This is a genomic window from Janthinobacterium kumbetense (genome assembly GCF_023703445.1).
GTDB classification, from domain to species: Bacteria; Pseudomonadota; Gammaproteobacteria; order Burkholderiales; family Burkholderiaceae_D; genus Janthinobacterium; species Janthinobacterium kumbetense.
The window spans coordinates 741,779-762,785 of sequence record NZ_JAMQGR010000002.1 but is presented as its reverse complement, the minus strand read 5'-3'; the positions used below and the strand labels follow the sequence as shown (position 1 = coordinate 762,785).

General features: G+C 64.2%; 24 protein-coding genes and 1 tRNA gene. 16 read left to right on the top strand and 9 right to left on the bottom strand.

Going from position 1 to position 21,007, the window contains the following annotated elements:
- Positions 1 to 921 carry a hydroxymethylglutaryl-CoA lyase gene (locus NCG91_RS10865; protein ID WP_251349682.1) on the top strand — a complete coding sequence of 307 codons (921 nt, stop codon included), beginning with the start codon at positions 1 to 3 and terminating at the stop codon, positions 919 to 921.
- Positions 922 to 1,026: 105 nt separating this feature from the next.
- On the opposite strand, the gene NCG91_RS10860 is transcribed toward NCG91_RS10865, so the two are convergent.
- A tRNA-Pro gene (locus NCG91_RS10860) sits at positions 1,027 to 1,103 on the bottom strand.
- Between the two features lie 112 nt (positions 1,104 to 1,215).
- Here NCG91_RS10860 and NCG91_RS10855 point away from each other — a divergent pair.
- From NCG91_RS10855 to NCG91_RS10845, 3 genes are all read left to right on the top strand, one after another.
- The gene (locus NCG91_RS10855) at positions 1,216 to 1,911 is read left to right on the top strand and encodes a hypothetical protein (protein ID WP_251349681.1); all 696 of its coding nucleotides are present in this window, start codon (positions 1,216 to 1,218) and stop codon (positions 1,909 to 1,911) included.
- A gap of 65 nt (positions 1,912 to 1,976) precedes the next feature.
- On the top strand, positions 1,977 to 2,588 hold the full coding sequence (locus NCG91_RS10850) for a nucleotidyltransferase domain-containing protein (protein WP_251349680.1): 612 nt from the start codon (positions 1,977 to 1,979) through the stop codon (positions 2,586 to 2,588).
- Entirely contained in the window at positions 2,527 to 2,964 is a 438-nt protein-coding gene (locus tag NCG91_RS10845) for a hypothetical protein (protein ID WP_251349679.1), read from the top strand. The genes NCG91_RS10850 and NCG91_RS10845 overlap by 62 nt, the downstream gene beginning before the upstream one ends.
- 5 nt (positions 2,965 to 2,969) lie before the next feature.
- On the opposite strand, the gene rsmI is transcribed toward NCG91_RS10845, so the two are convergent.
- Entirely contained in the window at positions 2,970 to 3,878 is a 909-nt protein-coding gene (gene rsmI, locus NCG91_RS10840) for a 16S rRNA (cytidine(1402)-2'-O)-methyltransferase (RefSeq protein WP_251349678.1), read from the bottom strand.
- Positions 3,879 to 4,091: 213 nt separating this feature from the next.
- Between rsmI and NCG91_RS10835 the strand changes: the two genes are divergently transcribed.
- From NCG91_RS10835 to NCG91_RS10805, 7 genes are all read left to right on the top strand, one after another.
- The gene (locus NCG91_RS10835) at positions 4,092 to 5,258 is read left to right on the top strand and encodes a penicillin-binding protein activator (RefSeq protein WP_251349677.1); all 1,167 of its coding nucleotides are present in this window, start codon (positions 4,092 to 4,094) and stop codon (positions 5,256 to 5,258) included.
- 9 nt (positions 5,259 to 5,267) lie between these two features.
- Positions 5,268 to 5,627 (top strand): YraN family protein, encoded by a 360-nt coding sequence (locus NCG91_RS10830; RefSeq protein WP_251349676.1) that lies wholly within the window; start codon positions 5,268 to 5,270, stop codon positions 5,625 to 5,627.
- 57 nt (positions 5,628 to 5,684) lie between these two features.
- Positions 5,685 to 6,281: a phosphoheptose isomerase gene (locus NCG91_RS10825; protein WP_034752465.1), complete on the top strand. Its 597-nt coding sequence runs from the start codon at positions 5,685 to 5,687 to the stop codon at positions 6,279 to 6,281.
- A complete protein-coding gene (locus NCG91_RS10820; RefSeq protein WP_077398288.1) occupies positions 6,274 to 6,960 on the top strand; it encodes a BON domain-containing protein in 687 nt (228 codons plus the stop codon). The genes NCG91_RS10825 and NCG91_RS10820 overlap by 8 nt, the downstream gene beginning before the upstream one ends.
- Before the next feature lie 93 nt (positions 6,961 to 7,053).
- Positions 7,054 to 7,575 carry a peroxiredoxin family protein gene (locus NCG91_RS10815; protein ID WP_251349675.1) on the top strand — a complete coding sequence of 174 codons (522 nt, stop codon included), beginning with the start codon at positions 7,054 to 7,056 and terminating at the stop codon, positions 7,573 to 7,575.
- Between the two features lie 218 nt (positions 7,576 to 7,793).
- Complete coding sequence (locus NCG91_RS10810; protein ID WP_077398290.1) at positions 7,794 to 8,384, top strand: sigma-70 family RNA polymerase sigma factor; 591 nt, start codon at positions 7,794 to 7,796, stop codon at positions 8,382 to 8,384.
- Entirely contained in the window at positions 8,381 to 9,076 is a 696-nt protein-coding gene (locus NCG91_RS10805) for an anti-sigma factor (RefSeq protein WP_251349674.1), read from the top strand. Before NCG91_RS10810 ends, NCG91_RS10805 begins: the two co-directional genes overlap by 4 nt.
- 2 nt (positions 9,077 to 9,078) lie before the next feature.
- On the opposite strand, the gene NCG91_RS10800 is transcribed toward NCG91_RS10805, so the two are convergent.
- Positions 9,079 to 9,501, bottom strand: coding sequence for a PaaI family thioesterase (locus NCG91_RS10800; protein WP_076564607.1), 423 nt, complete (start codon positions 9,499 to 9,501; stop codon positions 9,079 to 9,081).
- Positions 9,502 to 9,591: 90 nt separating this feature from the next.
- Positions 9,592 to 10,749 carry a PepSY-associated TM helix domain-containing protein gene (locus NCG91_RS10795; protein WP_251349673.1) on the bottom strand — a complete coding sequence of 386 codons (1,158 nt, stop codon included), beginning with the start codon at positions 10,747 to 10,749 and terminating at the stop codon, positions 9,592 to 9,594.
- Between the two features lie 220 nt (positions 10,750 to 10,969).
- On the opposite strand from NCG91_RS10795, the gene NCG91_RS10790 reads away from it, so the two are divergent.
- The 4 genes from NCG91_RS10790 to NCG91_RS10775 all read left to right on the top strand — a co-directional run bounded on the left by NCG91_RS10790 (position 10,970) and on the right by NCG91_RS10775 (position 14,993).
- The gene (locus tag NCG91_RS10790; protein WP_099666021.1) at positions 10,970 to 11,515 is read left to right on the top strand and encodes a YbhB/YbcL family Raf kinase inhibitor-like protein; all 546 of its coding nucleotides are present in this window, start codon (positions 10,970 to 10,972) and stop codon (positions 11,513 to 11,515) included.
- On the top strand, positions 11,505 to 12,335 hold the full coding sequence (locus NCG91_RS10785; protein ID WP_251349672.1) for a helix-turn-helix transcriptional regulator: 831 nt from the start codon (positions 11,505 to 11,507) through the stop codon (positions 12,333 to 12,335). The genes NCG91_RS10790 and NCG91_RS10785 overlap by 11 nt, the downstream gene beginning before the upstream one ends.
- A 67-nt stretch (positions 12,336 to 12,402) precedes the next feature.
- Entirely contained in the window at positions 12,403 to 12,747 is a 345-nt protein-coding gene (locus NCG91_RS10780; RefSeq protein WP_143451406.1) for a hypothetical protein, read from the top strand.
- A gap of 92 nt (positions 12,748 to 12,839) precedes the next feature.
- Complete coding sequence (locus NCG91_RS10775) at positions 12,840 to 14,993, top strand: TonB-dependent receptor (protein ID WP_251349671.1); 2,154 nt, start codon at positions 12,840 to 12,842, stop codon at positions 14,991 to 14,993.
- A 68-nt stretch (positions 14,994 to 15,061) separates the two neighbouring features.
- On the opposite strand, the gene NCG91_RS10770 is transcribed toward NCG91_RS10775, so the two are convergent.
- The 4 genes from NCG91_RS10770 to pdxR all read right to left on the bottom strand — a co-directional run bounded on the left by NCG91_RS10770 (position 15,062) and on the right by pdxR (position 19,166).
- Complete coding sequence (locus NCG91_RS10770; protein ID WP_251349670.1) at positions 15,062 to 15,724, bottom strand: uracil-DNA glycosylase; 663 nt, start codon at positions 15,722 to 15,724, stop codon at positions 15,062 to 15,064.
- A gap of 141 nt (positions 15,725 to 15,865) precedes the next feature.
- Positions 15,866 to 16,876 (bottom strand): lipoyl synthase, encoded by a 1,011-nt coding sequence (gene lipA / locus NCG91_RS10765; protein ID WP_077398299.1) that lies wholly within the window; start codon positions 16,874 to 16,876, stop codon positions 15,866 to 15,868.
- 37 nt (positions 16,877 to 16,913) lie between these two features.
- Complete coding sequence (gene lipB, locus NCG91_RS10760; RefSeq protein ID WP_099666016.1) at positions 16,914 to 17,618, bottom strand: lipoyl(octanoyl) transferase LipB; 705 nt, start codon at positions 17,616 to 17,618, stop codon at positions 16,914 to 16,916.
- A 75-nt stretch (positions 17,619 to 17,693) separates the two neighbouring features.
- The gene (pdxR, locus tag NCG91_RS10755; RefSeq protein ID WP_251349669.1) at positions 17,694 to 19,166 is read right to left on the bottom strand and encodes a MocR-like pyridoxine biosynthesis transcription factor PdxR; all 1,473 of its coding nucleotides are present in this window, start codon (positions 19,164 to 19,166) and stop codon (positions 17,694 to 17,696) included.
- 125 nt (positions 19,167 to 19,291) lie between these two features.
- Between pdxR and NCG91_RS10750 the strand changes: the two genes are divergently transcribed.
- Positions 19,292 to 20,491 (top strand): multidrug effflux MFS transporter, encoded by a 1,200-nt coding sequence (locus tag NCG91_RS10750; protein WP_251349668.1) that lies wholly within the window; start codon positions 19,292 to 19,294, stop codon positions 20,489 to 20,491.
- On the opposite strand, the gene NCG91_RS10745 is transcribed toward NCG91_RS10750, so the two are convergent.
- On the bottom strand, positions 20,484 to 20,780 hold the full coding sequence (locus NCG91_RS10745) for a DUF493 family protein (protein WP_070257888.1): 297 nt from the start codon (positions 20,778 to 20,780) through the stop codon (positions 20,484 to 20,486). The genes NCG91_RS10750 and NCG91_RS10745 overlap by 8 nt on opposite strands.
- Positions 20,781 to 21,007: the final 227 nt, after the last annotated feature.

The window sequence follows — 21,007 nt, the reverse complement described above, 5'->3', positions numbered from 1 at the left end:
ATGAGCCCTACTACCAGTCTGCCCAAGCAGGTCAAGATCGTCGAAGTGGGTCCGCGCGACGGCCTGCAAAACGAGAAGGAAACCATCAGCGCCGCCGTCAAGATCGAACTGGTCGACCGCCTGACGTTGGCCGGCTTCGCCAATATCGAGGCGGCGTCCTTCGTGTCGCCGAAATGGGTGCCGCAGATGGCCACCAGCGCGGAAGTCATGCAGAAAATCGCGCGCCGCCCCGGCACCATTTATTCGGCGCTGACGCCGAACATGCAGGGTTTCGATGCCGCGCTGGCGGCGCAGGCCGATGAAGTGGTGATCTTCGGCTCCGCCTCCGAGGCGTTCTCGCAAAAGAACATCAACTGCTCCATCGCCGAATCGATCGCCCGCTTCGAAGGCGTGGCGAAAGCGGCCAAGGAGCACGGCCTGCGCCTGCGCGGCAGCATCAGCTGCGCCTTCGGCTGCCCCTACCAGGGCGACGTGCCGCTCGACGCCGTGGCCGACGTGGTGAAACGCATGCGCGACCTGGGCTGCGACGAAATCGACATCGCCGACACCATCGGCGTGGCCACGCCGCGCAAGACGCAGGCGGTAATGGAGCGCGCGATCCAGGCTTTCCACGTGGGAGGCCTGTCCGGCCACTTCCACGACACCTATGGCCAAGCGCTGGCGAACATCTACGCCAGCCTGGAAACGGGCATCGCGATCTATCACTCGTCCGTCTCCGGCCTGGGCGGCTGCCCGTACGCCAAGGGCGCCACCGGCAACGTGGCCACCGAAGACGTGCTGTACCTGATGCAGGGGTTGGGCATTGCCACCGGCATCGACCTGGACCTGGTCGTCGATGCGGGGCAGTTCATCTCGCAGCAGCTGGGGCGCAAAGGTTCCAGCCGGGCCGGCAACGCCATCGCGGCGAAACGCCTGGGGTAAATGCAAAGGGGCTGCGGCCCCTTTTTGCTGCCGGCCTCGCGCCGCAGGCGCGACAGACGAAAAAAAACCCAAGAGCCTAAACTCTTGGGTTTTTTTCTACAAATTTGGTCGGAGTACAAGGATTCGAACCTTGGACCCCCTGGTCCCAAACCAGGTGCGCTACCGGGCTGCGCCACACTCCGAAGACCAAGATAATACAGGCCGTATCGATTTCGGTCAAGGGTCAGGTGAAACTCTGTGTAAATTATTTACGCGCGGCACTGGAATCCATGTATTTTTCAAAACGATTGAAGTATGCGACACTGGCTTGGCAAGTTTTCCCGATCAGACATGAAGGTGACGACGGCAATGGAGTTCAGGATAGAAAGAAGCGACGGTGGCCGGCCCCTGCCGAACCGCCGCGGCATCGTGCTGGGCATCGCCGTGTCCCTGCTGCTGCATGGCGCCTTGATCTATCTATGGCGCCATGTGCAGCCGGCCGCGCGGATGGACACGGCCCCGCGCGTGGAATCGATCGCCGTGTGGATACGTCCGCTGGCCGCCAAGCCCCCGCCGCCGCCCGCCGAAGTGGTCAAGCCGAAACGCGAACCCAAGCCCATCAGCAAGCCGAAACTCGCCACGGTCCGGGAAACGCCGGCGGCCACCGTGACGCCAGCGGCCAGCCCGCAAGCCATCACGGTCGTGCCGGCATCACCGGCCACGCCGGCGGCCAGTGCCGATACCTTCAGGCAAGAAACCCCGGAAACACCGAAATTCGACATGGACGCGGCCAGAAAAACGGCGCGCAAGATGGCGGGCGAACGCGATCCGTCCAAGGTGGGCACGGCCGTGGGGCAAATCCCCGACAAGCCGCTGCAAACGGAAACCCAGCTGGCGCGCGACATCGCACAAGGCAAGCGCGGCGATTGCCGCACGGCCTATTCCGGCGCGGGCTTGCTGGCGCCCGTGCTGATGCTGCTCGACAAGAAGGATAGCGGCTGCAAGTGGTGAAGACGTGATTGACTCTACCCATATTGGGTACTATCATACCCAATATGGGTATTTATGCAGACACATTGTTTTCCAAGACACAGCAACGCGTACTGGCCTTGCTCTTTGGCCAGGCGCAACGCTCTTTCTATGCGAATGAAATCATCGCCTTCGCAGCCATGGGGTCGGGCGCCGTGCAGCGCGAGCTGGCCAAGCTGGAGAAGTCGGCCTTGGTCACGGTGAAAAAAGTGGGCAACCAAAAGCATTATCAGGCGAATCACGCGGCACCCATCTTCGACGAACTGCGCAGCATCGTGCTGAAAACCTTTGGCGTCGCCGACGTGCTGCGCGTGGCGCTACAGCCATACTGGCAGGAAATCGATCTGGCCTTCGTGTACGGTTCGATGGCCAAGGGCACGGAACACGCACACAGCGATATCGACCTGATGGTGATCGGCAGCATGGCATCGAACGCCCAGCTACTGGCGGCGCTGCAACCGGCAGAGCACCAATTGGGACGCAGCATCAATCCCACCTTGTACACGCCGGCAGAATGGCGGCAAAGAATAGACGACGGCAAGTCGTTCGTGGTGCGGGTCCTCGACCAGCCCAGGATTTTTGTCAAAGGAGCCAATGATGACTTCATCAAGCTCACCGGCGCTGGCGAACCTGGCACGCATCGGCCAGCTCAAGGCTGAGCCACCGGACGCACGCGAACGGGCCGGCTTGCTGCGCTCGGCCACCGTGCGCCTGCGCGATGCCAGGCAGTCGATACTGTCGCTGGAAAGCCGCTTCGACCTGGCCTATAACGCCGCGCATGCAGCTGCCTTGTCTGCGCTGCGTCAACATGGTTATCGCAGCGACAATCGCTATCTCGTCTTTCAAAGCCTGGAACACACGCTGGGTTTCACGCCACAGCAATGGCTGCTGTTAAGCCAGGCGCACAAGAAGCGCAACCTGGCGGAATACGAGGGCGAGCTGGATGTCACGCAGGGCTTTGTCGACGAGTTGATCGAGCATGTGCAACAACTGCTCGCGGCGGCACAGGCGCTCGATGTCCAGCCGCCGCCCTGATCGCCTTATTCCTGCCCCTTCAACTGCAGCGCCCGCTCATACAGGGCGTTTTTCTTGCGGCCCGTAATCTGCGCCGTCAAATTCGCAGCCTGCTTGACGCTGCATTCGGCCAATAAAATATTCAGGATGCGTTCCGCTTCCACGTCTTCCGCGTCCTGCGCTTCCGTGGCGCCTTCCAGCAAGACGACAAATTCTCCCTTTTCCCGGTGCGCGTCGGCGCGTATCCACGCCGCCGCCTCGGACAGGGGGCAGCGGTGGATTTCCTCGAACAGTTTCGTCAGTTCGCGCGCGAACACCACCTGGCGCGTCGGCTCGAACGCCGCCGCCAGGGCCGTGGCGCAATCGAGGATGCGGTGCGGCGCCTCATAGAACACCATGGTGGCCGTCACGCCGCGCAGGCTGTGCAGCATGTTTTCACGCTGCTTGGCCTTGGCTGGCAGGAAGCCGACAAAGTAAAACTGGTCATTCAGCAAGCCGCTGGCGGAAATGGCCGTGATCGCCGCCGATGGACCGGGCAGGGGCAGCACGCGCAAGCCGGCCGCACGCACGGCGTCGACGATGCGCGCGCCCGGGTCGGACACGGCGGGCGTGCCGGCGTCGGAGACGAGGGCGATGCGCTCGCCGGCGTGCAGGCGGGCAATCAAAGTTTGCGCCACTTCGCGTTCATTATGTTGATGCGCCGCAATCAACGGCTTGTTCAAGCCAAAGCGCGTCAGCAGGTGCGCCGTATTGCGCGTATCTTCACAGGCGACGGCATCGGCAAGGCTCAGCAAATGCAGCGCGCGCAGGCTGATATCGGTCACATTGCCGATCGGCGTGGCCACTATATACAATGTTGCGATAGGATAGACCTGGTGCGCCGCCTCTGTCATGATGGGCAGGCTGGCGATGGAACTGATTTCTTGTACGGTCATTTTGGAGGTTAAATGCTTGCTAATAGTGTGAAGTTACTGCTTGTTTGTGCCGCGACCGGCATGCTGAGCGCTTGCAGCACGCCTTGCGACGCGCCCGGGCAATTGTGCGCGCCTATTGAATCTAACACAAGGGCGCTGCCGCCACCGAAGCCGCTGCCACCGCCCCTGCCGCCGAAGCCGCCCGCACCCGAACCCGTCACTTTCGCCGTGGCCGTGCCCGATATTACCGCGTACGACGGCAACGGCGCGCCGCTGGCGCCCATCAAGAACAAACCGGCCACCGGCACGCCGCTCGACATGCCGGCCGCCACGGCACCGGCGCCATCCGACGGCAATGTCCACCACATCGGCCTGCTGCTGCCGCTGCGCTCGGCTTCCCTGGGCCCGGCCGCCGAATTGCTGCGCGCCGGCTTCATGGCCGCGTACGAGCGCGACCGCAGCGGCTTTGAAGTGACGGTGATCGATACGGGCGATGGCAGCAGCGACGTCCTGAACAAGTTTGCGCAAGCGCAGGAAGAACAGGACATCGTCGTCGGGCCTTTGTCGCGCTCGGCCGTCACGGCCGTGGCGAACAGCGACCTGGTGCGCAAACCGACGATCGCCCTGAACCACCCGGACAACCGCGGCGACGCGCGCCTGCCGGCCAAGCTGCTGGTGATGGGCTTGTCGATCGAGGCGGAAGCGCGCCAGGTCGCCGCCTGGGCCGCCAGCGAACAGCCGGGCGCCAGCGCGCTGGTCCTGTCGGCCGGTTCGCCCTCGCAGCGCCGCATCAGCGCCGCCTTCAAGCAGGAATGGCTGCGCCAGGGCGGCAAGATCGAGACCATGGACTTGACGGCCACGAATGGCTACCTGAGCGATGCCGAGCTGGTGCAGCTGCGCGCGCGCCTGGCCGCCACGCCGCCAGGCCTGCTGTTTGCCGCGCTCGACGCCGACCAGGCGCGCCAGCTGCGCGTGGCCATCGGCAGCGATCTGCCCCTGTATGGCACCTCGTCCTTGAATCCCGGCGCCGGACGCGGCGCCAGCGGCCCGGAACTCGACGGCGCGCGTCTGCTGGACTTGCCATGGCAAGTGCAGCGCGACCATCCGCAAGTGATGGTGTATCCACAGCCCGAGCAGCCTGCCGAACGCCGGCTGACGGCCGACATGGAACGCCTGTACGCGCTGGGCATCGATGCCTTCCGCGTGGCGCGCGAAGTGGCGCTGCGGCCGAACGCGCCATTTACCCTCGATGGCGTGACGGGCCGCCTGGCCGTGCGCTTCGACGGTGATCAAAGCGTGTTCGAACGCACGGAACAGGCCGCCACCTACCAGCAAGGCGTGCTGGGTACCTGGCCGCCGGCCACGGCAACAACACCGGCCGCCTTGCCGCCGGCGCAATAAGGACACGCCATGCCGCCCTTCGCTTTCTGGAACAAACGGGAACGGGGACGGCGAGGGGAAGACGATGCGCTCGCGTATCTGTTGCTGCAAGGCTTGGTGCTGCTGCAACGCAACTATCTATGCAAGGGCGGGGAACTCGACCTGATCATGCGCGACGGCGCCGCCATCGTTTTCGTCGAAGTGCGGCTGCGCAGCAGTACAGCCTACGGCGGTGCCCTGGCCAGCATCACGCCGGCCAAGCAGCGGCGCATGGTGCTGGCCGCGCAAACCTGGCTGCTGGGGCAAAAAACGCTGCCGCCATGCCGCTTCGACGCGCTGGCCATCGATGGCGGGCGCATCAGCTGGCTGAAGAACATCCTCGATATGTAAGCATTTTTAACAGTGCTTGTCCGCCATGCCGCGCGCCTGCACTATAATCGGCAGACTATGAATAATCAACGCATCCTCTCGCACTTCCACGAAAGTGCCGAACTCAAGATCCAGGCCGCCACCGTACTGGCGCAACCGATTGCGCAGGCGATCGACCTGATGTTTTATGCATTGTCCAACGGCAACAAGATCCTCGCCTGCGGCAACGGCGGTTCCGCCGCCGACTGCCAGCATTTCGCGGCCGAGCTGGTCGGACGCTTCGAACGCGAGCGCTTTCCGCTGCCGGCCCTGGCGCTGACGACGGATACGTCCATCCTGACGGCCGTGGCGAACGACTACAGCTACCGCGAGATCTTCTCGAAGCAGGTGCAGGCCTTCGGCCAGGCCGGCGACATCCTGCTGGCCATCTCCACGTCGGGCAATTCGGCCAACGTGATGGCGGCCGTGGAAGCGGCGCTCGAGCGCGAAATGCGCGTCGTGGCGCTGACGGGCAAGGACGGCGGCGCCATCGGCAAGATGCTGACGGACGCCGACGTGCATATCTGCGTGCCAGCCGAGCGCACGGCGCGCATCCAGGAAGTCCATCTGACCACCATACATTGCATCTGCGACGGCATCGATGTCGCCCTATTCGGAGGAGACGTGAATGACTAAATTCGGTACTGGCCCAGGCTGGAAACGCGTACAACGCCCGCTGGCCACCGCACTGCTGTGCGGCGCCATGCTTACCTCGCTCACCGGCTGCATCGAATTGATGGTCGGCGGCGCGGTGATGGGCGGCGTGGCCGCAGCGGACCGCCGCACCCTGGGCGCGCAGACCGAAGACAAGTCGATCGCCCTGAAAGGCGAGTCGCGCATCCCCTCCATCGTGGGCGACGTGGGCCACGTGAACGTCACCAGTTTCAACCGCCGCGTCCTGCTGACGGGCGAAGTGCGCGACGAGGCGATGAAAAATGCCGTCGAGCGCGAAGTGCGCAATATCGAGGGCGTGGAATCGGTGGCGAATGAACTGATCATCGCCGGCCCGGCCAGCTATACCTCGCGCTCGAACGACGCGCTGATCACCACCAAGGTCAAGGCCAGCCTGGTCGACATGAAAACCATCTCGGCTGCCTCGTTCAAGGTCGTCACCGAGAACGCCACCGTCTTCCTGATGGGCAGAGTCACCCAGCGCGAAGGCACGGTCGCGGCCGACGTGGCGCGCGGCGTGGGCGGCGTGCAGAAAGTGGTCAAGCTGTTCGACTACATTTCGGAAGCGGAACTGAAGCAATTGCAGCCGGACCCGCCGCAGCAGCGCACGACGAGCACCGTCAGCGATACGGTACAGCAGTAAGCGCCTCCGCCATCCGACCTAGGGCGCGCCAACGATGCGGCGGCTATAATAGTCGCATCGTGGCCGCATCGCCCCGCTTTTCAAGTGAAAACCATGTCAACTTCGCCATCCGCAAGCAAGTCCTGGATCAAGCCAGCCCTGATCGCCGTCGTCGTGGCGGGCGTGGCAGCAGCCGGCTATCTGTCGCTGAATGACAAACAAAGCGCGCCGGACGTGACCTTCCACGGCATCCATGGCGAGAAAATCACGTCAAACAGCCTGCGCGGCAAGGTGGTGATGGTCAATTTCTGGGCCACCTCGTGTACGACTTGCGTGGCGGAAATGCCGGAAATGGTCGACACCTACAACAAGTACAAGGGGCAGGGACTGGAATTCGTGGCCGTGGCCATGAAATACGATCCGGCCAACTACGTACTGAACTTCGCCGAAACGCGCCAGCTGCCGTTCAAGGTGGCGCTCGACGTGACGGGCGAGGCGGCCAAGGCCTACGGCGACGTGGCCCTCACGCCCACCACCTTCGTCCTGGACAAACAGGGCAAGATCCTCAAACGCTACGTGGGCAAGCCGGAATTCGCTGAACTGCACAAGCTGCTCGAATCCGCCATCGCCGGCTAAACGTCTCACATAAGCTACTGCGCGTCGCGATTTGCAGCCTGCGATGCTCACTGTGCTCAAGCACAGTTCCGCTTCTCTGCCGCAACTCACTTCCGCTCGCTACGCTTCTGTGAGGCGTTGAAGACGAGGGGAGCACCGCACAAAACCCTGTTGCCAGGTGTTGCCAATCTGTTATAACCTTCCCTTGCGTGATCCCACTCACCTTGTGAAGGCCAGCCGTGTCCCCAGCCGCCCAATCGCTCGACCCGCAGCAACTGAAAACCTGGCTGCTCGCCGCCGGCAACAAGGACGCCACCGCGTTCCGCCAGCTATATAACTCCACCTCATCGAAACTGTTTGGCTTCGCGCTGCGTATATTGCATAAGCAAGAGCTCGCTGAAGAAGCCTTGCAAGAGGGGTTCGTCGCCATCTGGAACAACGCCGCCGCTTACCAGAGCCATCTGGCGGCGCCGATGACCTGGATGGCCACCATCGTGCGCAACAAGGCGTTCGATGTGCTGCGGCGCAGCGACGATACCGTGGAAATCGATGCCGAACAGTTTGATAGCGAAGTCATGAATGCACTCCGAGACCCCCAGGCCACGCCGATCGAGTCACTGCAACTGAGCGGTGACGCTAAGGCGCTGGCGTTTTGCATGTCCGCCCTGGAAGGGCTGCACCGGCAGGTGGTCGCCCTGGCGTTCTATCACGACCTGTCGCATAGCGAAGTGGCGCAGCAGATGTCGCTGCCGATCGGCACCGTGAAGACCTGGATACGGCGCAGCCTGGAACGGCTGCGCACGTGCCTGGCGAAACGGGAGGCATCATGAATATTCGCGGCAATGACGTGCTGCGCCAGAAACTGGCGTCCGAATACGTGCTGGGCACCCTGAAAGGGGGCGCGCGGCGGCGTTTCGAAGGCTGGCTGCACAACGACGCCGACTTGCGCAATATCACGGCCGAATGGCGCCAGCGCCTGGAACCAATGGCGGAATTCGCCACGCCCGTGGCGCCGCCCAAGCGCGTGTGGCAACAGATCGAGCAGCGCCTGCACCTGCGTCCGCAGGGCGGCAAGTCCTGGCTGCGCGATTCGCTGGCGTTCTGGCGTGGCCTGGGCATGGCGTCGAGCGCCATCGCCGCGCTGCTGGTGATTGTCGTGGCCACGCGCGTGATGGATGCGCCGCAGATCAGCTATGTGGCCAGCCTGACGGACGAGAAAGCGCAAACGGCCCTGCTGCTGACGGCCGACAGCCGCCACGGCGCGCTCGAGGTGCGCATGGTGGGCAACGCGCCCGTGCCGAGTGATAAGGATCTGGAACTGTGGGCCGTGCCGAAGAGCGGCAACCCACGTTCGCTGGGTTTATTGGCAGACAAGGGCAACGTGAAACTGGCCCTGTCGCAGCGCGCCCTCGGCAGCGACGTGGCCTTGCTGGCCGTCACCCTGGAGCCGAAAGGCGGTTCGCCGGATCCGAACGGACCGACGGGACCAATCTTGTACAAGGGTAACTGGGTGAAAATCTAAGCTTATTTAGGATACAGAATCATCTGCGTGCAGCGGAACAGGGCAATAGTCTTGCCCGTTTCCTTGCTTTTCACCACGGCATCCCACACTTGCGTGTTGCGGCCCTTGTGCTCGACTTTCGCCGTGCAGGTGAGCGTGCCTTCGCGGGCCGTGCCCAGGTGGTTCGATTTCAACTCGATGGTCGTAAAATTGCTCGCGCCTTCGGGCAGGTTGACGATGCAGCCATAGCCGGAAGCCGTGTCGGCCAGGGTCACCACGCTGCCCGCATGCAGGTAGCCATTCGGCGCCAGCAAGTGCGGCAGCACGGGCAATTCCGCCGTCAGCTGGCCGTCGCCCACTGCCGTGATGACGATGCCCAGGTGGCCGGGCAGGCGGCCGGTGCCGCGTTCATTCAACATTGCTACGGTGATGTCGGGATTGCTCATGCGGGTCCTTGTGCGGGTGAATCCGGACAGCGGATCTGCCGGAAAATACTATGATGATAGCAACTTTCCCCGCAGCGGTTTGGCAACCGCCTATTTCCGGCCACGCCGCCGTTTCCACCACACCAAACTGCCCGTCAGCAGGAACAGCAAGGGCATCAAACCGAAGAAGGTAATGAAGGCGCGCCCGGCCACGCCGAACGCCTGGCCCGAATGCAGGGGGAATTGCCAGCCGAGGAAAACATCGCCGGCCGGCGCCCGCAAGGGATCGCGTATGCGCAGGGGCAAGCCGCTGCGCGCGTCCAGGGTGATGCGCGTGGCACCGTCGCCGTGGGCGATTTCGCCGGGCTGGCGCACGCGCACGTCATACGGCTGGTCCTTTTTCGCCGGCAGCACGATGCGCGACACGCGCGCCTGCGGATACAGCAGCTGCGCGGCGGCCATGGCGGCGCCCGCATCGAGCACGGCGCCGTCCTGCGCCACATTCTTCAATTTTGCCGTATCCGGCACCGTCGACACCAGCTCCACCAGCGGCACGATCAATTGCGGCAAATTGAAATAGATGCCGGAAAAGGCGAGCACAGCCAGCACGGGCGCGGCAAAGAAGCCCGCCGCCTTATGAAACGTGTAGTGAAAACGGGGCCAGGAACCGCCATGCGACACCGTCAGCGCGCGCTTGATCGCCGTCCACTGCAGGCGCGGCCACCACAGATAGATGCCGGTGAGCGCCATCAGCAGCAGCATCACGCCGGAAATCCCCGTGACCGTCTTGCCCGCGTCGCCCGACAGCAGATAGCGGTGCAAATGAAACATGCCCGACATCAACAGCGGGCGCGTGAGGCCGAAACGGCCCCAGTCGCGCTCGCCTTTGACTTGCAGGGTGTAGGGGTCGACCATCACCTGGCGCACGATGGCCTGGCTGAATGGCGACGGCTTGCCGGCCTGGCGGTACGAGGCCACGTACACGTCGCGCGCATCGGCGGGCGGATTGAGCTGGCTCGGCTTGCCGTAGGCGGGGTCGGCCGCGAGTGCGTCCACCACCGCTTGCAGCGTGCGTGGCGTCACCTGGAACACCTGGCCGGGCGCGGGCGTGCTCGCCTGCAACAAATTAGGATTCAGATACGCATCGAGTTCCGGCATCCAGGCGATGACGGACCCCGTCAAGCCCAGCAGGACGAACAGGGCGCCGAACCACAGGCCCGCATACAGGTGCAGCTTGGCTAACAGCCATGGGATCGGGCGCTTGGACATGAAGGGGGACTCTGGGAATTTTGGGCTGCGAAACGATAGCATGAAAGCCCTGCAGTGAAAATCACGTGCGGCAAGAAAGGGAAGAACCATACAACACGCTCATCAGAACGCGCGAATTGGAGGAAACCGAGCGTTTCGGCACCATCAGCGAGCGCATCGGCATCGCGGAGGAATGTTGCAAGGCATACACTTTCCCCTATACTTCATCGAAAGGAAAACCATGACCACTGCCCGCCTCTTCGCCGCCACCTTGGGCCTCGCTCTGCACCTGGGCGCCCACGCGGCCGATTTCACGGTATCGAGCACCGACATCGCCCCTGGCCAGACCCTGGCACCTGCGCAAGTGTTCCAGGGCTTCGGCTGCACGGGCGGCAACCTGGCGCCGCAGCTGTCGTGGCACGGCGCGCCGGCCGGCACCAAAAGCTACGCCGTCACCCTGTACGACCCGGACGCGCCGACGGGCAGCGGCTGGTGGCACTGGAGCGTATTCAATCTGCCCGCCGGCACCACTTCCTTGCCGGGCGGCGCCACGGCCGGCACCCTGCCAGCGGGCGCCATCCAAGGACGCAACGATTTCGGCGACAGCGCCTACGGCGGCGCCTGCCCGCCACCCGGCGACAAGGCGCACCGCTATCAGATCACGGTCTGGGCCTTGGGCGTGGACAAGCTGCCCCTGGATCAACAGGCCAGCGGCGCCATGCTCGGCTACATGCTCAACGCCAACGCGCTGGGCAAGGCACAGCTGACGGGACTGTATGGAAGATAAGATGGAAGCGGTGGCCCTGAGCGAACTGCGCATTGCCCACGGCACCATCGAGGCGCGCCGCGCGCAAACCCTGCGCCGCGTACCCGTCTTCCAGAGCGCCCTGTGCCGCGTGCGGCAGGGAGTAAAACTGCTGGAATGGGGCGCTCGCCAGGCGCGCGCCGGGACGCACGACGTGGTGCTGATGCCGGCGGGCCAGGAACTGGGCGTGGCCAACCTGCCAGGCACGCAAGGCACGCAAGGCTACCGGGCCGAAGTGCTGAGTTTTTCGCCAGCCCTGATCGCCCGTTTCCGCGCGCGCCATGGCGGCCTCGTCGATGGCCAGCTGCGCCAGGCGGCCACGGCCAGCTTGTGCGTGCCGCTCGATGACCACGCGGCGCTGGCCTGGGACCAGCTGATGGCCAGCCTGGCGGGTAGCACACCGGCCGCGCTGCTGGCGCACCAGGCCGAAGGCTTGCTGCTGGCCCTGGCCCTGGGCGGCCACTGCGGCCCCTTGCTGCTGGACCGCCGCGACCCGCTGGCCGCGCGCGTGCAGCAAGTGCTGCTGCTGGACCCGGCCGCCGACTGGAGCGTGGCCAAGGTCGCCAGCCAGCTGCACCTGGGCGCGTCCACGCTGCGCCGCCAGCTAGCCCTGGAACAACGTCACTTCCGCGCCATCCTGGAAGACGTGCGCCTGGGCCTGGCCTTGCAAGAATTGCAATCTGGCATCTTACCCATTGGCGACATCGCCGCTGCCTGCGGCTACGCCTCGCCCTCGCGCTTCGCGGCCCGTTTTCGCCAGCATTACGGTCTGTCGCCGCGCGACTTGCGCGCCACCCTGTAAAGTTCATCCAGCGCAAATCACGCAACAAGCGCTGACAAGGCGGCGATTTTCTTGCTACTATGCGCCCATGTCTTCCCGCCAGCCCACCCGCAAGCTTGCTCATCACGGTGCCGCCGCCCTCGCGCGCACGCCGTGGCGGCTGTGCGTGGCGCTGTTCAGTACGCTGGCCCTCGTGTTCCTGCTGTCGACGGCCGCGTCGCACCTGCACAAGACCAGCCTCGACGCGGAAGAGTGCGCGCTTTGCGCCACCGTCATCGACAAGGTGGCCGATATCGCCGTGCCGCCGGCCATCACCGAGCCGCCCGCCCAGTTATTGCCGTACCGCTTGCTGGCCATCGCTCCCGCCACCCTGGCACCCGCCGCCGCCCTCATCTTGCCGCCCGTGCGCGGCCCGCCTGCCGCCTCGTTGTAGTTCCCACGCTGTTTTTATCCTTTTTTCAGGCTGCACCGCCGCGTCCTCATGCGCGCCGGGCCGCCTGGCGTAGACTATTTTCGAGGTTCACCATGCAACACACACCACGCCTGAGCGCGCTGTCGCTCGCCCTTGCCAGCCTGTTTACCGCTTCCGCGCATGCCGCCGAAGCCACCGCTGCGACGGACGCCGCGCCACAAGAAATGCAAAAAGTGGAAGTCACGTCCGCCCATTTGAAAAGCGCGCGCATCGAGCTGTCGCCGAAAGTCGGCACCACCATCTACAGCATCGACAGCCACATGGTCGACATGCTGGGCCAGGGCGACAACACGCCGTTCAATGAAGTGCTGCTGCGCCTGCCGGGCGTATCGCAGGATTCGAAGGGTTCCGGCGCCCTGCACGTGCGCGACGACCATGCCAACGTGCAATACCGCATCAATGGCGTGCAATTGCCGGAAAGCATCAGCGGCTTTGGCCAGTCGATCGACACGCGCCTGATCGACAAGACGGATTTCATGACGGGCGCCTTGCCGGCCCAGTTCGGCCTGCGCACGGCCGGCATCGTCGACATCGAAACGAAGGAGGGCGGCATGACGCCGGGCGGGCGCATCGGCATCATGGTCGGCAGCCACGACCACGTGGAGCCGAGTGCCGAATTTTTTGGCAGCGTGGGCAAGTTCAATTACTACCTGTCCGGCAGCTACCTGGGCAATTCCCTGGGCGTGGAAAACCCGCAGGACACGCGCAGCGCCCTGCACGACAAGACGCGCCAGAACAAATCGTTCGGCAGCCTGTCGTATTTCCTTGATGACAACACGCGCCTGGGCGCCATGTTCGGCACGTATAACGGCCGCTTCCAGATCCCGAACAATCCGGACCAGGCGCCGGGCTTCTCGCTGGCTGGCCACAGCGATGCGCAGGCGGGCACGTCCACCTTGCCGTCGTCGCAGCTGAATGAAAACCAGCGCGAAGTGAACCGCTTCCTCGTGCTGTCGCTGCAAAAGAGCCTGGGCGACCTCAATTACCAGGTCTCCGCCTTCCACCAGTATTCGGAACTGCACTTCACGCCGGACTCCATCGGCGACCTGATCTACAACGGCGTGGCGTCGGATTCGCGCCGCGCGAACAGCGCCTCGGGTGCCCAGTTCGATATCAGCTACAAGTTGCACCAGGACCATACCGTGCGCGCCGGCCTCGCTTACACGCACCAGAAGACGACGAGCGACAACACGGTGGCCGTCTTCCCGGCGCTGGACGGTGCGCAAAGCGCCACCACGCCGGTTTCCATCGTCGACAACAGCGGCAAGACGGGCACCCTGGCCAGTTTCTACCTGCAGGATGAATGGCATATCAGCAAACCCCTGACCCTGAACTATGGCGCCCGCTTCGACAAGGTCTCGGCCTACACCAGCGAGCAGCAATGGAGCCCGCGCGTCAACCTGGCGTATCAACTGGCGCCGGGCACGGCCTTGCACGCCGGCTATTCGCGCTACTTCACGCCGCCGCCGCAGGAACTGGCGGCGCAAGGCAGCATCGACCTGTATGCGAACACGACGAATGCGCCGGAAATCGGCAAGTCGGACAACGTCAAGGCCGAGCGCACGCACTACTACGACGTCGGCATCAGCCACCAGGTGAATGCGAAACTGACCGTGACGGCCGATGTGTACTATAAAAAGATCAACAATCTGCTGGACGAAGGCCAGTTCGGCCAGGCGCTGATCCTGACGCCGTTCAACTATGCGGACGGCTACGCCAAGGGCCTGGAATTGTCGGCCATTTACAGCGAGAAAAACTGGGGCCTGTTCCTCAACGCCAGCACGCAAAAGGCGCAGGGCCGCAACATCAATTCGGGCCAGGCCCTGTTTGGCGCCGATGAGTTGAACTACATCAGCCGCCACTATGTCTATCTCGATCATGACCAGAAATACACGCTGTCCGGTGGCGGCCATTATCACTTCGGCGATTCGCAAGTGAGCGCTGACTTCCTCTACGGCAGCGGCCTGCGCATGACACCGGATGGCGGCGCGCCGAATTCCGGCCATTTGCCGAGTTACTTCACCGTCAACACGGCGCTCACGCACACGTGGAAAAATACGCCGGTCGGCAAGGTGGAAGGACGTTTGGCCCTGATCAACCTGTTCGACAAGTCCTACCTGCTGCGCGACGGTTCCGGCGTGGGCGTGGGAGCGCCGCAGTATGGCGCCCGCCGCAGCATCTATGCGGGTTTATCGACGAGTTTTTAAGAGTTACGCGCGAAGACAGCGGCAGGGAGCAACGCCTGCCGCTGTCGGTTGCCGTACCGTGTCATGCCTTATCCCCAGGCGATGGCCGCCTGGCCGTGCGCCTGCAAATACGCATTCGCCAGGCTGAACGGCTTGCTGCCAAAGAAACCTTTATTCGCCGACAAGGGAGATGGATGGGGCGCCGTCAGCACCAGGTGCTTGCCGGGGTCGATCAGGGACCGCTTGGCTTGCGCGTAGCCGCCCCACAGGATGAAGACGAGATTGCTGCGCTCGGCGGACAGGTGGCGGATGGCGCTGTCCGTCAGCTTTTCCCAGCCCTTGCCCGCATGCGTACCGGCCGCCCCCGCGCGCACGGTCAGCACGCTGTTGAGCAAAAATACCCCTTGCTGCGCCCAGTCGGACAAATCCGTCCGGGTGCGTACGACGCCTGCGTCGCTCTGTAATTCCTTGAAGATATTCTGCAGGCTGGGCTGCGGCGGCGTGCCGTCGGGGATGGAAAAGCACAGTCCCATGGCCGCGCCCGGCGTGTGATACGGGTCTTGCCCCAAGATCACGACTTTCACCTGCTCGAACGGCGTCAGGTCGAAGGCCCGGAAGATGGTTTTGCCGGGTGGACAGCACGGCCCCGCCGCATATTCCGCCTTCACGAAGGCGGCCAGGCGTTCCCAGTAAGGTTCGGCGAAATCAGCCTCCAGCCGCGCCTTCCACGATGCGTCGATGCGTACGTCCATGCGCCACCTCATAGCTCATTTGCCAACAATACCTTTTCAGCATGCCAGTATAGGACGCTCGGCCGATGAGGCGCATACGATACGCACAGGCAAAAAAAAGCCGCCAGCGCGAGCGGGCGGCTTTGATACAGCGCAAGGTGCTTAGAAATTCAGCGCCGATTCCACGCCGGCGCTGTGCGCCTGTTCATCCGCGTGGTACGAGCTGCGCACCATGGCGCCCACGGCGGCGTGGGTGAAGCCCATTTTATAGGCTTCTTCCTCGAACATTTTGAACACGTCCGGGTGCACGTAGCGGCGTACGGGCAAGTGGCTGTTCGATGGGGCCAGGTATTGGCCGATGGTCAGCATGTCGATGTCGTGCTCGCGCATGTCGCGCATGACTTGCAGGATTTCCTCGTCCGTCTCGCCCAGGCCCACCATGATGCCGGACTTGGTCTTCACGTCCGGGTACATGGCCTTGAAGTCTTTCAGCAGCTTCAGCGAGTGCATGTAGTCGGAGCCGGGGCGGGCTTCCTTGTACAGGCGCGGCGCCGTTTCCAGGTTGTGGTTCATGACGTCAGGCAAGCCATCCTTGAACAGGTTCAGGGCTTTTTCCAGGCGGCCGCGGAAGTCGGGCACCAGCACTTCGATGCGGGTGTTCGGCGACAGGGCGCGCGTTTGCTGGATGCACTCGACGAAATGGCCGGCGCCGCCGTCGCGCAAGTCATCGCGGTCGACGGAGGTGATGACGACGTAGTTCAGGCGCAGCTTGGCGATGGTTTTCGACAGGTTGGCCGGCTCTTCCTTGTCCAGCGGGTCCGGGCGGCCATGGCCGACGTCGCAGAACGGGCAGCGGCGCGTGCACTTGTCGCCCATGATCATGAAGGTGGCCGTGCCCTTGCCGAAGCATTCGCCGATGTTCGGGCAGCTGGCTTCCTCGCACACCGTCACGAGTTTGTTTTCGCGCAGGATGTCCTTGATTTCATAGAAGCGGGTCGATGCCGACGCGGCCTTGACGCGGATCCAGTCCGGCTTTTTCAGGCGCTCGACTTGCTCGATCGGAATGATCTTGATCGGGATGCGCGAAGTCTTGCTGGCGCCTTTTTGCTTTTCGCTCGGGTTGTAGGCGGCGGGAGCGGCGGGGGCGGTGCTGGAAATGGTCTCAGAAGTCATGGCTGCAAGCCCTTGAGGGGCATGTTGGTTTGTTTGCTCAGGCATCCGCTGCCTGAGGCGCGCCTGCGGCGCTGTTTACTTCGCTTACATCGAGTAATACGGTCAATTCGTGGGCCAGGGCCCGCTGCACGTCGGCCAGCGGCGCCAGCACGCCCATGCTGCGCATGTCCACCGTCTTCAGGCCGGAATAACCGCAAGGGTTAATCCAGGAAAACGGCGCCAGGTCCATCGCCACGTTGAGCGACACGCCATGGTAGGTGCAGCCGTTGCCGCGCACTTTCAAGCCCAGCGCGGCGATCTTCGCCCCCTTGTCTGGCCCGCCGGCAATATAGATGCCAGGCGCGCCATCGATGCGTTCGCCAGCGAGATTATACGCCGCCAGCACGTTGATGATGGCTTGCTCGATTTTATGCACGAACTGGCGCGCATACAGCTTGCCGCCCGGCTTGTTGCGGCGCAAGTCCATCAGCAGGTAAATCACTACCTGGCCGGGGCCGTGGAACGTCACTTCGCCGCCACGGTCCGTCTGCACCACGGGCACATTCTCCGCGCCGGCCAGCAGGTGGCCGCGGTCGGCCGCCAGGCCCAGGGTGAATACGGGCGGATGCTCGACGACCCACAGTTCGTCGCGCGTGTCCGTCGTGCGCGCGTCGGTAAAGGCGCGCATGGCGGCAAAGGTCGGCTCGTAATCGACGCGGCCCAGCTCGCGGATCAGCGCCGTTTCGGTTCGGGTGGTGGTCATGACGGATTCTGTAATCAGCTGCCGGCGCCCTGCGGACGCTGCGGCGAAGCCGTGATTATAAGCCAGGCCGCCGTTTCATTCCGGGGCAGACTCCGGCAACAGCAGCAATCTGCCCAATTTTTGTGCAGCATGGCGTATCTGGGGCCCATTCAAGGCCGTGTAGCCCAGCAGCACGGCTGGCGCCAATTGTGCGCTGTGACAAAAATCACCGAGCGGCTGCAGCGCCAGCCCTTCGTGCGCGGCGCGCGCGCAAAACGTTCGCTCGTCGCTGCCCGGCGGCAACCATAGCACGCAATGAAAACCCGCTTGCTGGCCGGAAATGGCGTAGCGCCCGGGGGCAATCTGCTCGAGGCAGGCCAGCAACAGGTCGCGCCGCTCCTTGTAGGCCAGCCGCGCCTGGCGCAAATGGCGCACGAAAGCGCCATCCTCCATCCAGGCGGACAGCGCCAGCTGCTCCGTCACGCCCACGGACCTGCCCGTCAACTGCAGGGTGCGCAGCAACTGCGGCCGCAAGGCGGACGGCAGCACCATGAAGCCCACGCGCAGGCCGGCAAACAGGGTCTTGTTAAAACTGCCACAATAAATCACGCGCTGGTACTGGTCCAGCGCCTTCAAGGCTGCCAGCGGCGCGCTCTGGTAATTGAATTCGCTGTCGTAATCGTCTTCCAGCACCCACGCGCCGTGGTCGTTCGCCCATTCCAGCAAGGCCAGGCGGCGCGTGACGGACATGGTCACGCCCAGCGGCGACTGGTGCGCCGGCGTCACGTAGGCGAGGCGGGCATCCGCGTGCGCGGCCAGGGCGGCGCCATCGATGCCCTCGGCGTCGACGGCAATGTCCACCGGCACGGCGCCGGCGAGGGCGAACAGGGCGCGCGCGGCCGGATAGCCCGGTTCTTCCAGGCACACCTTGTCGCCCTCGCGCACGATGCTGCGCGCCAGCAAGTCGATCGCGTGGCGGATGCCGGTCGTGACAAGGATGTCTTGCGGGTCGCAGCGCACGCCGCGGTACTTGGCGAGGAAATCGGCGATCTGCTGGCGCAGTTCGGGCAAGCCGGCGGGATCGGCGCTGCACAACTGCTCCGGCGTGGCGGCGGCCAGCGCCCGCGTGGCGCACTTGGACCAGGCAGCCATGGGAAACAGGCTGGCGTCGGCGCGCCGCGCCACGAAGGGCAAGCCGTCGCGCACGCCCGTATCCGAGGCAGGCGCGGGCGCCACGGCCAGCGGGGCGGGAACGGCGTCGCCCAGGCCCGCCATCAGGAAGCGCTCCGGCACGACGGCGCACACGCGCGTGCCGGAACCGGGCACGCGCGTCACGTACGCTTCCGCGTGCAGGCGGTCGAACACGGTTTCGATGGTGCCGCGCGACAACTCCCACCGTTCCGCCAGGGTGCGGCTGGATGGCAAACGGCTGCCCGCCGGCAACATCTTCGTCAGGATGGCCGAACGCAGCGCTTCATACGCGCCATCCTGCTTGTTGACGCCCGCCTTGTCGAGCCAGCTGGTGGGGCGAGGCAAGTCCAGGGCGTGCGGTGATTTTCCTCGCGGCATAATAGTCGTCCAAGTGGTCCAATGAATTTTCTGATGACTGGCACTTCGCATTACACCACAAACATTCTACTCTCACCGTTCCGGTGCGCCAGCGGGGCGCACGCTTGCCTGGATCGTGTAAAACAATGCAGAAACAAATCGCTTTATGGGCCTGGGGCGGCATCGTGCTGCTGCTGGTCTGCCTGTCGCGCATCAGCATCGACATCTATCTGCCTTCGCTGCCGGCCATGGCCGATGCCCTGCATGCCAGCGATGCGCAGCTGCAACTGACCCTGAGCCTGTTCATGGCCGGCTCGGCCGCCTCGATGCTCGCGTGCGGGCCGCTGGCCGACCGCTACGGACGCCGCCCCGTGCTGCTGGCCGGCACGGGCATTTTTGTGCTCGCCAGCATCGTCTGCACCGTGACTTCCGACGTGCACGTGCTGATCGCCGCGCGCGTGCTGCAAGCGTTCGGCGGCTGCAGCGGCACCATCATCGGCCGGGTCATGGTGCGCGACCGCTTCGATCCCGCCACGCAGGCGCGCATGCTGGGCAAAATATCGATGGTGATGGGTTTGTCGCCGATCGTGGCGCCGCTGGCCGGCAGCGTGCTCGATGCGGCGTTCGGCTGGCGCGCCGTGTTTGGCGTGCTGTGCCTGCTGGGCGCGCTGTCGCTGGGGCTGATCGCCGCCTGGGTGCCGGAAACCAGGCCGGCCAGCGTCGTGCCACAGGGCAATACCCTGGCGCTGTACCGCCGCCTGCTGGGCGACGCGTATTTCCTGCGCTATGCGCTGGCCATCGCTTGTGTATATTGCACGTATTTCCCCTTCATCGCGGAATCGTCCGTGCTGTTGCAAAGGGGCATGCACCTGTCGCCGCACGCGTATGCGCTGGTGTTCGCGCTGACGGTCAGCGGCTATATCGGGGGATCGAGCCTGTTTCGCGCGCTGGGACCGCGCCTGGGCGCCGATTACCTGCTGGGCGTGGCGGTGCTGATCAATGTGGCGGGTGCGGCCAGTTTGTTGCTGGCGGGTACGTTGGCGCCGCGGCACGTGGCGTCGCTGGTGGCGCCCATGCTGCTGGTGATGGTGTCGGTAGGCATGGCCATCCCCGCCTGCCAGCTGGCCGTGCTGCAGCCGTACGGCGACCAGGCGGGCAGCGCCTCGGGCCTGTTCTTCTTCGTGCAGATGCTCATCACGGCCGCCTGCGGCGCTGTCATCGCCGCCATCACGGACGGCAGCGAAAAGCCGCTGCTGTGGGTGACGGCGGCGGCCAGCGCGGCCTTTGCCGCCGTCTGGCTGCTCACGAAGAGCCGGGCCAGCGTGGCGGCAGCCAGCCTTACATGACGATCTTGACCATCGGGTGGCCCGACAGCGCCATGTACAGGGCGTCGAGCTGCTCGCGGCTGATGGCGCGCACGGTGACGGTCAGGCCCGTGTAATTGCCCTTGCCCGATGGGCGCTCTTCCATGCGGCCTGCGTGGAAGGTCGGATCGTGGCTGATCACCAGTTCCAGCATGGTCGGCGCGAAATCGACGTGCGTCGGGCCCATGATCTTGATGGGAAAGTCGCTCGGGTATTCGATCAGCGATTCGCTGGGAGGAATCGTCACTTCGGTGGGTGGGGTGGTTTGCATGGGAAATCCAATCAGTGCCGGTCAGAACAGACGGCGCGGCGCATGGCGCGCGGCGGCTGCAGAAAGGCGTATTGTAGCCAACTTTGGCGGCGCCTGCGCCCGCCGCCATGGCGCCAGGGGCGCGGAAAAAAAAAGCCAGCTTTGTAAGCTGGCGAAAACTATTTCGTTTGGACAAAATAGCCGGAAAATCGGTGCTGTCAGCCGCGCAGGCATTGCGCTGTGCTGCA

Bases quoted from the DNA above. Each gene is read 5' to 3' on its own strand.
- NCG91_RS10790 (WP_099666021.1), top strand. From the start codon at position 10,970: ATGACCACTGCCCGCCTCTTCGCCGCCACCTTGGGCCTCGCTCTGCAC.
- NCG91_RS10805 (WP_251349674.1), top strand. From the start codon at position 8,381: ATGAATATTCGCGGCAATGACGTGCTGCGCCAGAAACTGGCGTCCGAA.
- NCG91_RS10825 (WP_034752465.1), top strand. From the start codon at position 5,685: ATGAATAATCAACGCATCCTCTCGCACTTCCACGAAAGTGCCGAACTC.
- NCG91_RS10745 (WP_070257888.1), bottom strand. From the start codon at position 20,780: ATGCAAACCACCCCACCCACCGAAGTGACGATTCCTCCCAGCGAATCG.
- NCG91_RS10750 (WP_251349668.1), top strand. From the start codon at position 19,292: ATGCAGAAACAAATCGCTTTATGGGCCTGGGGCGGCATCGTGCTGCTG.
- NCG91_RS10770 (WP_251349670.1), bottom strand. From the start codon at position 15,724: ATGGACGTACGCATCGACGCATCGTGGAAGGCGCGGCTGGAGGCTGAT.
- NCG91_RS10795 (WP_251349673.1), bottom strand. From the start codon at position 10,749: ATGTCCAAGCGCCCGATCCCATGGCTGTTAGCCAAGCTGCACCTGTAT.
- pdxR (WP_251349669.1), bottom strand. From the start codon at position 19,166: ATGCCGCGAGGAAAATCACCGCACGCCCTGGACTTGCCTCGCCCCACC.
- NCG91_RS10775 (WP_251349671.1), top strand. From the start codon at position 12,840: ATGCAACACACACCACGCCTGAGCGCGCTGTCGCTCGCCCTTGCCAGC.
- NCG91_RS10780 (WP_143451406.1), top strand. From the start codon at position 12,403: ATGTCTTCCCGCCAGCCCACCCGCAAGCTTGCTCATCACGGTGCCGCC.
- NCG91_RS10830 (WP_251349676.1), top strand. From the start codon at position 5,268: ATGCCGCCCTTCGCTTTCTGGAACAAACGGGAACGGGGACGGCGAGGG.
- NCG91_RS10815 (WP_251349675.1), top strand. From the start codon at position 7,054: ATGTCAACTTCGCCATCCGCAAGCAAGTCCTGGATCAAGCCAGCCCTG.
- NCG91_RS10800 (WP_076564607.1), bottom strand. From the start codon at position 9,501: ATGAGCAATCCCGACATCACCGTAGCAATGTTGAATGAACGCGGCACC.
- lipB (WP_099666016.1), bottom strand. From the start codon at position 17,618: ATGACCACCACCCGAACCGAAACGGCGCTGATCCGCGAGCTGGGCCGC.
- NCG91_RS10865 (WP_251349682.1), top strand. From the start codon at position 1: ATGAGCCCTACTACCAGTCTGCCCAAGCAGGTCAAGATCGTCGAAGTG.
- NCG91_RS10855 (WP_251349681.1), top strand. From the start codon at position 1,216: ATGCGACACTGGCTTGGCAAGTTTTCCCGATCAGACATGAAGGTGACG.
- NCG91_RS10820 (WP_077398288.1), top strand. From the start codon at position 6,274: ATGACTAAATTCGGTACTGGCCCAGGCTGGAAACGCGTACAACGCCCG.
- NCG91_RS10785 (WP_251349672.1), top strand. From the start codon at position 11,505: ATGGAAGATAAGATGGAAGCGGTGGCCCTGAGCGAACTGCGCATTGCC.
- lipA (WP_077398299.1), bottom strand. From the start codon at position 16,876: ATGACTTCTGAGACCATTTCCAGCACCGCCCCCGCCGCTCCCGCCGCC.
- NCG91_RS10845 (WP_251349679.1), top strand. From the start codon at position 2,527: ATGACTTCATCAAGCTCACCGGCGCTGGCGAACCTGGCACGCATCGGC.
- rsmI (WP_251349678.1), bottom strand. From the start codon at position 3,878: ATGACCGTACAAGAAATCAGTTCCATCGCCAGCCTGCCCATCATGACA.